Origin of the sequence: Paenibacillus sp. FSL F4-0125 (genome assembly GCF_038008565.1) — a bacterium.
Taxonomy (GTDB): domain Bacteria; phylum Bacillota; class Bacilli; order Paenibacillales; family Paenibacillaceae; genus Paenibacillus_AQ.
Genome location: NZ_JBBOZJ010000001.1, coordinates 967,749 through 980,914 on the forward strand (window position 1 = coordinate 967,749; position 13,166 = coordinate 980,914).

Annotated in this window: 9 protein-coding genes; 5 read left to right on the plus strand and 4 right to left on the minus strand. The window is 44.3% G+C overall.

The window, feature by feature from the left end:
• Window positions 1-49: 49 nt before the first annotated feature.
• Window positions 50-2,119 carry a class I SAM-dependent methyltransferase gene (locus tag NST74_RS04285; protein WP_341110525.1) on the plus strand — a complete coding sequence of 690 codons (2,070 nt, stop codon included), beginning with the start codon at window positions 50-52 and terminating at the stop codon, window positions 2,117-2,119.
• A gap of 99 nt (window positions 2,120-2,218) precedes the next feature.
• On the opposite strand, the gene NST74_RS04290 is transcribed toward NST74_RS04285, so the two are convergent.
• On the minus strand, window positions 2,219-2,977 hold the full coding sequence (locus NST74_RS04290; RefSeq protein WP_341110527.1) for a hypothetical protein: 759 nt from the start codon (window positions 2,975-2,977) through the stop codon (window positions 2,219-2,221).
• Between the two features lie 104 nt (window positions 2,978-3,081).
• Window positions 3,082-3,972, minus strand: coding sequence for an AraC family transcriptional regulator (locus NST74_RS04295; RefSeq protein ID WP_341110529.1), 891 nt, complete (start codon window positions 3,970-3,972; stop codon window positions 3,082-3,084).
• Window positions 3,973-4,099: 127 nt separating this feature from the next.
• On the opposite strand from NST74_RS04295, the gene yicI reads away from it, so the two are divergent.
• Together yicI and NST74_RS04305 are read left to right on the plus strand one after the other, a co-directional pair.
• Window positions 4,100-6,421 carry an alpha-xylosidase gene (gene yicI / locus NST74_RS04300; protein WP_339289320.1) on the plus strand — a complete coding sequence of 774 codons (2,322 nt, stop codon included), beginning with the start codon at window positions 4,100-4,102 and terminating at the stop codon, window positions 6,419-6,421.
• A gap of 124 nt (window positions 6,422-6,545) precedes the next feature.
• Window positions 6,546-7,715, plus strand: coding sequence for an SGNH/GDSL hydrolase family protein (locus NST74_RS04305; RefSeq protein ID WP_341110531.1), 1,170 nt, complete (start codon window positions 6,546-6,548; stop codon window positions 7,713-7,715).
• Between the two features lie 95 nt (window positions 7,716-7,810).
• Here NST74_RS04305 and NST74_RS04310 read toward each other — a convergent pair whose 3' ends face one another.
• Both NST74_RS04310 and NST74_RS04315 read right to left on the minus strand, forming a co-directional pair.
• Window positions 7,811-9,472, minus strand: coding sequence for a helix-turn-helix domain-containing protein (locus NST74_RS04310; RefSeq protein WP_341110533.1), 1,662 nt, complete (start codon window positions 9,470-9,472; stop codon window positions 7,811-7,813).
• On the minus strand, window positions 9,469-11,289 hold the full coding sequence (locus tag NST74_RS04315) for a cache domain-containing sensor histidine kinase (RefSeq protein WP_341110534.1): 1,821 nt from the start codon (window positions 11,287-11,289) through the stop codon (window positions 9,469-9,471). Before NST74_RS04315 ends, NST74_RS04310 begins: the two co-directional genes overlap by 4 nt.
• A 136-nt stretch (window positions 11,290-11,425) precedes the next feature.
• Here NST74_RS04315 and NST74_RS04320 point away from each other — a divergent pair, with 136 nt between their 5' ends.
• Both NST74_RS04320 and NST74_RS04325 read left to right on the plus strand, forming a co-directional pair.
• Complete coding sequence (locus tag NST74_RS04320) at window positions 11,426-12,307, plus strand: carbohydrate ABC transporter permease (RefSeq protein ID WP_042124318.1); 882 nt, start codon at window positions 11,426-11,428, stop codon at window positions 12,305-12,307.
• Window positions 12,307-13,140: a carbohydrate ABC transporter permease gene (locus tag NST74_RS04325; protein ID WP_042124320.1), complete on the plus strand. Its 834-nt coding sequence runs from the start codon at window positions 12,307-12,309 to the stop codon at window positions 13,138-13,140. The genes NST74_RS04320 and NST74_RS04325 overlap by 1 nt, the downstream gene beginning before the upstream one ends.
• Window positions 13,141-13,166: the final 26 nt, after the last annotated feature.

Consider the following 13,166-nt stretch of genomic DNA (forward strand, 5'->3'; position numbering starts at 1 on the left):
TGGTTCTGTTTTTTATTATCATCTCCGCTTTGGAGCGAAGGAGGAGTATATGCTGAAATCGTTGGAAGCTATCACTTTATACCGTGAAGGCGTGCAAGAACATTTAGAAGATCATCTCTGGCTGAAGCTTATTGTTCAAGCGGAGGAGCAAATTGTAAATCTGGAACGCGTGGCATCTTTGGAGGAGCTGGACCACAGGAATTCTGTGCTGGACTATGTGGAACGCAGTCTGAGGATTCTGAATCAACTTCCCTGTTCGATTTGGGTAAAGGAGCTTGTAGAAGAAACATTAATTTGGTCAGAATCGGCTAAAGGCGGCACATTGAAGGAGCGCTTACTTTGGCAGGAGGAAGGCATTAACTGTTTTGTACATAATATTGGTTCCGCTCAGTTATATGAAAGGCATTTGGGTAGGATAGTCTCCGAGAAAGGCGCAATGGTTTATCGACTTATTGAAACCCATGGGCTAATAGGACAGCAAATTCGTGGGGAGGTCCCACCAGAAGTGAATAAGCCGCTGCATGAGATTGTGGAAGCGCAGCTGCTGACGGCGGAGGAACTGGAACGGTTGTTGACTGTACTTAATCAGTGCGTTATCGGCTCTGTGTCCCCCGAGCTCTGGCTGAGTGTAGAGCATGAAGTGAAACAGCTTATCGCTCTGATTTCATCCGGTGAACTTGCTAGTCCAATGCCGATGAAAGAAAGACTGCGCAGAATGCGGCTGGGTCCGATCTCCAGAGGGGAGGATTTCACTACGGAATGGGCAAAGCTTATGCACGAAGGCTTCCATGCGGAACGATTGGACGCCTTAAGTAAGATTACCTTCTGGTATGTGGAATCTGCACTGCAGACCTTTTCGCTGGAGCAATTTCTGAAGTTGATGATACTTGCTGCTCATAGAGCCCAGAATGAATCCCTAAATCATATCAGCTTCGAGCATGTCATGAACAGCATTTACTACGACTACAAGGGTGTTAAGAAGATCAACGTTTATAAGAAGCGGATTATCGAAAAATATTTATCGGAGCTTAAATGGGAGGATATCGAACAAGGGACTTTACCTGCTGAGAACCCGCATCTAATGCTTCGTCAATATGCTAAGGAGCATCTGCCAGACACGGTGTTTTTCCAGTTCCAATTCTCGGCAGCAGCAGAGAAGCTGATTGAATTTTGTATGGAAGCTGAAAAGTCGCCTTTGTATGAACGTGCAGTATTGCTGTTGTTCGACCTGTTCGAGCTGCGGAGGGACGCATTCGACCGTTTTCATAATGAAGATACCTACTTAAGTCAGATGAATAATACAGCAGATTATAAAGCCGTAATTCTGGAGCATGTTACTGGTCAAAAAGTGCTCGATATCGGTCCGGGCGGCGGTGTGCTGCTGGATTTGTTGGAAGAGCGTATGCCAGATGTCACCCCTATCGGCATTGATATATCGAGCAATGTAGTGGAAGCTCTGCGGCAGCGTAAGCAGCGGGAAGGTCGTCAGTGGGAGGTCCTGCAGGGAGATGCGTTGAATCTTAAAAATTTCGTGGTGGCTGGAACAGTGGACACGGTAATCTTCTCTTCCATCTTGCATGAGCTATATTCTTATGTGCCGTTTAATGGTAAAAAGTTCAATCATGACACCGTCTCCGCAGCCCTGCGAAGTGCCTTTGATGTATTGTCAATTGGTGGGGTTATCATTATTCGTGATGGAATTATGACCGAACCCCCATCATTGCTGAGGAGAGTTCGCTTTCTGGAAGAGGACGGTCTGGTGTGGCTGGAGCGTTATGCGAAGGATTTTGCCGGACGTCAGATTCAGTATCAAAGATTAGGGGAGCAAGAAGTTCTTATGCCCGTTAATGATGCCATGGAATTTTTATATACGTATACTTGGGGCGAAGAAGCTTACATTCATGAAGTCCAGGAACAGTTTGGTTATTTTACTCCTACGGAGTTTGCCTCATTTATTGAGCAGAATTTAGGAAAGCAGGCGAAGATTGAAGTCTTCCGGCATTACTTGCAAGAAGGGTATACCGAAGCACTGCGCGACAGAGTAAGGTTCAAGGATGAGAGCGGACAGGAAGTGGCCTTGCCAGACAGCACCTGCTTTATCGTGATTCGGAAGGAATAGTTGAACAATAACATCATCTGCATTTAAAAAAGCAATCGGTAGACCCTTTGATGTAGTAGAGGTCCGATTGCTTTTTCTATATAGAGAATTTTGTCTTTGTTAGATTAGTATTTCTAGCTGCGACTTATCAGAATCTTCGGCTAAACGTTGAATTCCTTGGTAGGTGGCTAATTTCTCAGTCCGTTCCTGATCTTTAATTTTATCTCCGGTGTCTTTTATGGTATCGCCTAACGTTTCATTCATTTCCGATATTCTATCTTCGATTTTGGATAACTGCTCACGTTTGGCTGTTGCAGAATGAGTAGAACGAGCTTCATCCGATTCGATTTCCTTGGTCAGAACTCTTGCCTCGCCATGCATCTTAGAATGGGTGGAAGAAACTACCTCCATTTGTGAAACATTTTGGCTTATAGCAACAATCGTATTCAATCTTTCGTTTTGTATCTCTTGCTCGGTTTTAGGTTCATCCGATAGATCTTCTTTTTGAGCTTTTTCTAAGTTCTTTTGTTGCTCTTCAAAGGTGTACTTCGCAATTTGTTGGTCAATCGTTTGGAGCTGCTTGTCGAAGTCCTTAAGTTGATCTTGAATTGAATCCAGACTGTGAGAGCTTTGGGTAGTTCTTTCAATCAAGCTGTTCTTGCTATCGATGATACTCTGTTTTTGTTTAAGTAGAGAATCAACCATTCCGCTCATTTTAGATTGATTTTGAAAAGCTGCTTTTGCAGATTTGCTTATCGATAAGTGGTCTCCGCTACCACTTGTCTTGCTGTTTGAATTTATGGTTTTATCGTTAGTTTGGTGACTAACAGCTACATTAAGTCTCGTTCCCATAGCAGAGGTCATATTCGTTATATGCATGGCTCATTCTCCTCCTACGACGATAAGATCTATCTATAATATATCGGTAGATGAATAGGAAGAATTAATAAAGAGAGCCATTAGCTAAGTCGAACAACAAGATGTCAACGGGACCCCTTCCTAAACTCCGAAGGCGAGCATTTCATCGCTCTGCGAAACACTTTAATAAAATAGCTTACATTATCAAATCCGACTTCGAACGCGATGTCGGATATTTTTCTGTCGCTTTGTTGCAGAAGATCGGCAGCTTGGCGAATGCGATAAGAGTTAATGTAATCCACTGGAGTCTTTCGGGTCATCTCTTTGAAAAAACGGCAGAACTGTCCTTCACTCATGGGAATCAGCTCAGAGAGGTCTCGAGTTCGAATCGGCTCCTGATAGTTATCCTGAATATAGAGAATAATCTTCTTAAGACGATTGATCTTAGTAGTATCAGCGTCATCCAGCTGGCTGCGGTTAACAAAACGATCTTCTGGAGCAATCTGGGAGAGCATGATGAGAAGTGTGCCTTTAATAAAAGCTTCAAAACCGGGGGATTTTGCAGCGTAGGCGTCCATCATACGTTCTAAGTGTTGCAGAAGTTCTTGTTGCCATTGCACAGCCGGTGTAAGGTGGCGAGGAAAGCTTTGTCTTTTCTCCTGAAGGGGTAAAATGGAATTTTGCTGGATCGCATCATATTGGGCGCTAGCCAACAGATCAGGGAGAAACACAAGTGCGCAGAATCTGCAGGGAGTATCTTCATTCAGAACATAGGCGGCATGAATATCACCGGACTCGATAAATACAGCCTCGCCGGCCTTAAGAGGGAAATATTCGGTGTCTACCTGAAACAGAATTTCTCCTTCCAGCAGCATAAAAAACTCCGCTTCTTCATGCCAATGGGTATCGAGTACATGTGTTCCTGCAGGTAATTCGATCCAATAAGCTGCAAGCGGAAACATGCTATCGCCATGCACTCTGTCTTCTTTTAGCAGACTCTGGGTTGTACGGTCCATAAATGTTACTCCTTTCGAATAAAATATCAAAATAGTGTTATAAATGAGCTATATAGTATTAGTTTTGTGCATTTTTTATCGGTATAATGCAACTATAAACACCAAATTGAAAGGTGGCAAGTACACAATGAAATTTACTGATGGTCTCTGGCTGGTGCGTGATGGTATCACGATTAACGGCGCAGTTCAAAATTATGTTGTAGAAAAGACTCCAGAAGGATTAACAGCAATTACTCAAACGACTCCAATCACAGGACGTTCAGCAACGCTGAATTCAACCCTGCTTACTGTTAAATTTCATTCCCCGCTTCCAGGTGTGGTAGGGGTTAAGATTATTCATCATGATGGCGTACAAGAACGCGGTCCAGTCTTCGAACTTACGAAAGGTACTGGAGATCACGTTAAGATTGAAGAAAACGATTCCGAGACTGTGCTGATCAGCGGCGGACTTCGGGTAGTGATTCGTAAAGGCCAACAATGGGCTGTGGATTTCTATCGTGGAGACGAGAGAATTACAGGTAGCGGTTTCAAGTCCATGGCTTATATCACGGATCAAGACGGCAACACGTATATGCGTGAAGAGCTGGATCTCGGTGTAGGTGAATTCGTATACGGTTTGGGCGAGCGTTTTACCGCTTTTGTAAAGAATGGACAGACTGTAGATCTTTGGAACAAAGATGGTGGTACTAGCTCCGAGCAAGCTTATAAGAACGTTCCTTTCTATGTAAGCAGCAAAGGCTACGGCGTATTTGTTAACCATCCTGAGCTGGTTTCTTATGAAATCGCTTCGGAAAAAGTGAAAAAAGCGCAATTCAGCGTATCTGGAGAAAGCCTAGAATACTTCGTGATTGATGGTCCTACCATTAAGGAAGTTATCAGCAACTATACATCACTTACTGGCAAGCCTGCGCTTCCGCCAGCATGGACATTCGGCCTGTGGCTGACGACTTCTTTCACTACCGACTACGATGAAGCAACCGTAAACTCCTTCGTAGATGGTATGGCAGAGCGCGATCTGCCGCTGAGCGTATTCCACTTCGACTGCTTCTGGATGCGTGAATATCAATGGACCGATTTCCAGTGGGATGAGCGCGTATTCCCTGATCCAGTAGGTATGCTGAAACGCCTCAAAGATAAAGGCCTGAAAATTTGCGTATGGATCAACTCTTATATCGGCCAACGTTCCCGCTTGTTTGAAGAAGGTAAGAAGAACGGTTATCTGCTCAAAAAACCTAACGGCGACGTTTATCAATGTGATTTGTGGCAAGCGGGCATGGCGCTGGTGGACTTCACTAACCCTGCAGCTTGTGAATGGTATGCCGGCTACCTGCGTGATTTGGTAGATATGGGCGTAGACAGCTTCAAGACAGACTTCGGCGAACGTATTCCTACAGATGTAGTGTACTTTGACGGATCTGATCCGATGAAAATGCACAACTATTACACTCAACTGTACAACAAGGTTGTATTTGAAGTGTTAGAAGAGAAGCTTGGTAAGAATGAAGCGGCATTGTTCGCACGTTCTGCAACTGCCGGTGGCCAACAGTTCCCAGTTCACTGGGGCGGTGACTGCTACGCAGATTATGAATCCATGGCAGAGAGCCTTCGCGGTGGATTGTCCCTAGGCTTGTCCGGTTTCGGCTTCTGGAGTCATGATATCGGCGGCTTTGAGAACACTGCTCCTGCGCATGTATTCAAACGCTGGCTGGCGTTTGGACTTTTGTCCAGCCACAGCCGTCTGCATGGTAGTACTTCGTACCGTGTGCCTTGGGCTTATGATGATGAAGCTTGTGATGTTACCCGTTTCTTCACGAAACTCAAATGCAGCTTGATGCCTTATCTGTATGATGTAGCAGGACAGGCTCATGAACATGGCTGGGCTTCTATGCGGGCTATGGTTATGGAATTCCCGGAAGATCCTACCTGCGAAGTGTTGGATCGTCAATACATGCTAGGTGAATCCTTGCTTGTAGCTCCTATCTTCCAAGAAAACGGAGAAGTGAAATACTACTTGCCGGCTGGTCGTTGGACGCACCTGCTTAGTGGTGAAACTGTACAAGGCGGATCATGGCGTAAAGAGAAATATGATTTCTTCAGTCTGCCATTATTCGTTCGCCAGAATTCCTTGCTGGCAATCGGCAGTGTGGATAATAAACCGGACTACGATTATGCGAATGGCGTTAAATTTGGCCTGTATTCGCTTGAAGATGGCACTAGCACTACTGCAACGGTTCGCGATCTTAAAGGTACTCCTGAATTGACTGTGAAGGCTGACCGTAAAGGCAGTATCGTAACAGTTACTGCAGAAGGCAGCGGTAAAGAATTCTCGCTTTCTCTTAAAGATCTGGGAACGATCGCTGCTGTAGAAGGTGCAGAGCAAGTAGATGAAACTACAGTAAAAGTAAACGCAGGTGCGAAATCCGTATCGTTTACAATTACACTGAAATAAGCTCGTTTCTCAAAGCATATTGATATAGCCATAACCTCTCTTGTAAACTGGGTGGACGATCCGTTCCCTGGTTTATAAGAGAGGTTTTAGTGTTACAATCTTATTGAATGACGGGGGAAACATTATGAATGCTAATTTAACTAAGGGAAGTGGAGTATTGAACCAGACGGATTATACCTCAGCAACGGTTCTTTCAACCGCAGCGAATTTTATAATGAATAGGCAAGAACCGTTTACACATACCTTCAGGACATATATTCGTTTGAGGGAAAATGGTTCGTTAAAGCTAAAATTCTGGCATAGTAACGCGGTCGATTCTACATGGGATCAAGGGCAAGAAGCTGTAGGCAGTGAACCTGGAGGTGACTGGGTGATCGAGACAGCTTATATCGCTGACGGTGGAACCGTACCAGACGGAACGATTACAGAAAAGACACAACATGCGCTTACTTTTGAAGGTAATGTCTCTAAAGCCGTTGCGGCTGGGGAATGCTTCTGGAGTGATGAGGCAAGCATTGATCTGCCGGAGGGTCATTACTTAGCGTTTACGTGGACGATTAAGACGCTCACTGCGGGTAAATCGATTCCTTTCAATGTAGAAGGGATGCTGGCAACAGCCTATGACGCGCCCGGAAATCTTGCTGCGCAGGAATCAGCGGAAGGTTTCACAGAATCTGATAAGCTGTTAGTTCTGCCGAGTTTTATCGGTTATAAGAAATCTGTTAACAAGAGATTAGTATTCTTGGGTGATTCAATTACTCAAGGTGTGCGGACATTAAAGGATGAGTACGAATATTGGGTCGCAAGAATTGCAGATGGTCTTGGTACAGACATCGGTGTATGGAATATCGGCTCGGGCTGGGCTAGAGCTTATGATGTTGCCGCGGAGGGTCCATGGCTTAACAAGGCTAAACAGAGTGATGAAGTAATGATCGTACTCGGAGTAAATGATATTGATATTGGCTGCCGTTCGGCGGATGAGCTTCTTGGTGATTTGACGACTATTATTTCTAAGATCAAGGCTGAAAATGCAGAAGCCAGTATTATTCTAAGTACAGTACCACCGTTCAATTTTCAGGGTGAAAGAGAAGAGACTTGGCGCAAGGTGAATCAAGAGATCTTGACCAATCCGCCTATAGGCGTGAGCCGTGTGTTTGATATAGCAAGCCTATTGTCGTTACCTGCACCAGATGATCACCGGATCAGACCCGAATATATGAGCGGAATAGACGACCCGCATCCGAACGGCTTAGCCGGTAAGACAGTTGCGGACGCCTTTTTAAAATATAAGTAAGAATAAGTTTCACGCTATACATTATCTTTATACTTCTACGAGAAACGGTTGTCTTCCATAAAGGATGACAACCGTTTCCTGTAGAGTGATATTAATCAAATCTTAAACTGGTTTCGATAGTCTTTGGGTGAAGTACCAACCTGTTTCTTGAATACCTTGCTAAAGTATTTCACATCATGAAATCCGACCATTTCAGAAATTTGCGACAGCTTCAAACGAGGATTCTGCAGCAGCAATTTAGCTTTATCTATCCGCATATTAACGATGAAGTCGGAAAAATTAATGCCGTATTCCTGTTTGAACCGACGCGAAATATATTCGCGGCTAACAAAGAACTTTCCGGCTATCTCCTGTAAGGAGAGATCAGAGGCGTAATTGAGTTCGATATATTTCACGATATCATGCATAGGATTGTTTTCTTTAGCCTGTTTAGCAGCAATCACTTCTGACATACGCTGCATCAGGTCAAATGACCAGTCACGCCAGGCAAATAAAGAGAACGAGTAACCGTTCGTATAAGGAGCCGGGTGAAGTTGGTCGGCCTGTTCTAGCTCAGCTAGTGCGTTATCGGCATCAGGGCCTAACGTTTCCCTTACCAACTGGGAACGGAATAAGAGTGCATCATTCTTCCACGAGTTTAGGATCTCCGGTGTAACCATTCCGCTTCGGCTAAGCTCGTCCACCCAGTGCTGCGCTGCCGAGGACAATACATCAGGACTTCCGCTGATGACTGCCATTTTCCAATCTTCCTTGACATGAGCAAAGATCGTAGGGGATGCATTTCCGTGAATTTCTGTCTTCGTGGTTTCATTCCGCTCTTTAAACTCTTCGGAGGAAGTGGAAAAATGGCAGTAATCCTCATGTATTAATAAATTTCGACGTTGTAAGGCTTCGGCTACTTCTGCACGCTGATAAGGTAATTGCTTAGGCAGGTTGCCGATGCAGCTAATCCCGAAATGCATTCTTACCTGCAGAGTAGCGTAGATACCTTGATTAATTCTACCTATAAGCTCAACAATGGACGTTTGGATATCCCACAGAATAATAGCGATTTCCGAAGGGCCTCCCCAGTAACGAAAAGCCACACCCTTATACTGTCCTTGTAAAAATTCATTGCAAATATTTACGATAGCGTAGTTCATGAGCCCGGTGTCTCCTCCAAAACGTTTTAGCAGGAGACTATTTCCTGTGTCAGTCTGCACCAGTATTAGGCGTGAATAGTGAACATTTTCCGGGATAATGCCATCGCTACGCAATCTTCGGAGAGATGTTTCCGAGTTGATCGGGTCATCGATTAGTGCGGATAGCAGCTTTTCTCCATAGATGGGCTTGAACTCATTAAGCTGGATGCTCTGCTTCTGGCGTTCGCTACGGTCAGCTTCCTCTGAACGCCAGGCAGCCACTGCCTTAGCGACTGCTACATTAATTGCTTCTGCCTCAATGGGCTTAAGGATATAATCGATTCCGCCATGACGTACGGTCTGGCGCACGAACTCGAAATCATTATGTCCGCTGACCACAATAAATTTGATGTTGCCGGCGAACTCGTTAACCCATGTCATTAGCTCTACACCATTACCGGATTCCATCATCATGTCCATAATGACCAAGGCTGGCTTAACTTGCCGAATAATCTCAATGGCTTCATTTCCATTACCGGCTTCCAGAATTTCATCGATTTGATGTGCGTCCCAGTCGACTAGAAGTCTAACAGCTTTTCTAACTCTCGCCTCGTCATCAACAATTAACGCCTTCATATCGTCTCACGCTCCGCTATAATGTCTATTTCCAGTCTTACAACCACTCCACCTGCTCTGAGGTTGTCTACAGTTAAGATGGCGCTATCTCCGCATACGAGCTTGAGCCGTGCCAGAACGTTCGGCAGACCAATACCAGATCCTGTAGCTTCCTTGTCCTGCTCTGTATTTCTTAATAAATCTATATCTGTTCTAGTCGAATGTTGAAGTTTCTGCCGCAAAAGATCGAGCTTCGCTGAAGGGATAGCGTTTCCGTTGTTTTGAATACAGATCTCCATTCGCTTGTCGCCCCATTTTGCCGCGGTGATCTCAACAAATCCGTCTGAACGGGAATGGTTAAAACCGTGTTTGAAATAATTTTCTACAATAGGCTGCAGAATCATCTTAGGCATAAATGTCTCTAAAAGAGATTCCTCCATATCGTAACGGAAACTGAATTTATTTTCAAAACGTTCCTTCTGTAGTTCGACGTAAGCTTTGACATGGTCTAGTTCGTCTTTAACCGTGACGATCTTCTCCTCATTGTACATGCTGTAGCGCATCATTTTTGCTAGAGCCGAAAGAAGAGAATAGATTTGGGGCACTTTAAGCTCCAAGGCAAGTGTACCGATGATCTGTAAGGTGTTGTTGAGGAAATGCGGGTTGATCTGTGCTTGCAAAGCCCGCAGTTCATTCGTTTTATTATTTAATTCCAGCTTGTACTCTCTCAGGATCAGATTATTGATCGTATCCATCATACTGCGGAAGCGTTCTGTAACGACACCAATCTCATCTTTGCCCATGGGGCGGATATCGATATCAAGTTTCCCGGTTTGGACCTGATTCATATAGCGGGTCAACTGCTTGATCGGGGCTGTGATTCGAAAAGAGATCAGGATCGTTAATGTGGTAATTGTAATCAGCAGCAGGATTAGCAGTGCTATATTGATCGTTGCCGCCTCATTGGCTTCTCGGAAAAGATAAGACACCGGAATCTGCTTCACTAGCGTCCAATTTAACCCTGGACCTTCGATATTCTGGTAAATAAACATGGCATTGTCCTCTTCAAAGTATCCCTTTGAGCTTTGATTGCCCGCGATGTGTGTATTGTACCAAGCTGCATTTAGTTTCTTACCGTATTCTTCGCTTTTATCTCCGTAGACAATGTCTCTATCGCCATCCAATAGCCAGATATTCTCCTGCTTCTGATCATATAACTGACTGATGATGTCGGTTAGAGCGGTTAGCTTGACATCAATCGACAGGTAGCCAAGCGCCTTTGTGGTAGGGACTTTTTCGATTCTTCTGTGCAAGGTAAACACTGGCTCCGGTATGAATTGCGGGATCGGTGCTGTTAGGCCGTAGCTATGACTTAAATGCGTACTCTGTATGGATACCGTAGAATCGGTTGTGATCTTGGACTCAGAATAAGGTGGAATGCCTTGCCAACGTTTCGGTGTATTCTGGGTGAGCAGAGTGGCCTTGCTGTCCTTGACACCGTATAAATAGACCTGAGTAATGTCAGGGATAGATGAAGATATGTAATTCAGAGAAGAATAAATTCGTGAATTTGCGAGCATATCCTCGTATCCGGCTTCGAGTGATCTGTAGAATTCTGAATCTGAATAGACGATAAGGGAGAGTCGATTGATTTCCTGAATCAGACTTTCGATATTTTTAGTGCCCTGAAAGAGAAGATTCGTATTCTCATCTACTGCTCTTGTTCGTAAGGATTGGGTACTAAAGTGATAACTTATAAACATCGTGGTCATAATACAGATTAACGTTGGGAGTAGGATAAAAACGATCATTTTTGTGCGAATCGTGTTCCATTTCATCGAAATTTGTCACATCCGATCAATATTTTACACCTGAAAGATCAATTCCGTAGGTGTGAGGTGCGCTCAAAAAAACAGATAATATGTGTATAAAGCATAAACAAGTAAGTGAGCAAAAGAAAGGGGGGGGCAATAAATGCGCGGCACTAAGTTGTCCCAGTTAGGTCAACAGGTATTCTTCGTTGGTCCTGCAGTCTTGTTTTTTACCTTAATAACGATTATCCCATTTATCATGGGGATGTATTACTCCTTCACAGACTGGAACGGTGTATCAGGTAATGTAAGTTGGGTCGGATTTCAAAACTTCTCCACTATATTTACAAATGACCCCGACTTCTGGTCTTCCTTTTGGTTTACAGTAAGATTTACTGTGTTAGGTGTAATTTTGACTAACGTGGTAGGATTCTTCCTTGCTTATCTGTTAACGAAACCATTAAAGACACGTAACATGCTTCGGACGATTTTCTTTATGCCGAACGTTATTGGGGGATTGTTGCTCGGGTTTATCTGGCAATTTATCTTCATCAAAGGGTTCGCAACCATGGGAGAACTCACAGGTTGGTCGTTCTTTAATCTTCCTTGGCTGGGTGATGCAACAACCGGCTTCTGGGCGATTGTAATGGTTTTTGTTTGGCAGTCTTCCGGTTATCTAATGGTTATCTACATCGCTTCTCTCAGTAACGTATCGAAAGAGGTATTGGAAGCGGCTGATATTGATGGTGCCTCCCGTTGGCAGGTACTACGCAGCATTGTAGTTCCATTGATTATGCCTGCTGTAACTATCGGCTTGTTCTTGGCTATCTCTTGGTCCTTCAAAATGTTCGACCTTAACCTTTCCTTGACGAAAGGCGGACCATTCAAATCTACAGAATCAGTTGCAATGAATATTTACAATGAAGCCTTCCTGAACAACCGTTACGGTCTGGGTACTGCTAAAGCGCTGCTGTTCTTCGTTATCGTAGCGATTATCACCCTGATTCAGGTCCGTATTACGAAGAGCAAGGAGGTAGAAGCTTAATGAACGCTAAGTCAAAAAGCAGATGGAATATCGGCGTAGAAGTGTTGATGATTCTTCTTGCCCTTCTCTTCCTCTCTCCATTTTATTTCTTGCTAGCGAACTCAGTGAAATCCTTCGGTGAAATTCTGAGTGATGCCGCAAGCTGGCCGCAGGCCTTCATGTGGTCGAACTATACAAATGCTTGGAAATTAGCGCGTTTCGGTGAAGCTTTCCGAAATTCGGTAATCATCACGGTGATCAGTGTTATTCTAATCTCTCTGTTTAGTGCGATGGCTTCCTATCGTATGGTTCGGGCGAATACGAAATTCAATCAGATTTTGCTGTTATTGTTCGTAGCCGCAATGGTTGTTCCGTTTCAAACGATCATGATTCCTATCTTGAAGGTCGTAAATGTACTTGGAGTAAATAATTCCTTCCTGGGTTTGATTATTACGAATCTAGGGATCAGCGTTCCAATGGCAATCTTCCTTTTCCACGGCTTTATAAAATCCGTTCCTCTTGAAATTGAAGAGGCGGCAACAGTTGATGGATGTAATCCAATTACCGTATTCTTCCGCATAGTACTTCCTTTGCTGAAGCCAATGGTAATGACAACGATCGTGCTTAATGCACTTGGGATATGGAATGACTATCTGCTGCCATCTTTGATTCTTCAGGCACCAGAACTTCGTACCATTCCGCTGGCGACCTTCTCCTTCTTTGGTCAATACACCAAACAATGGGATATGGCGCTTCCGGCTCTCGTAATCGGGATTGCTCCAATTATCATCTTCTATCTGTTCATGCAGCGTTACATTGTTGAGGGAATAGCGGCTGGCTCGGTGAAAGGTTAACACCGAGCCCTCCGTTCCAAATATTT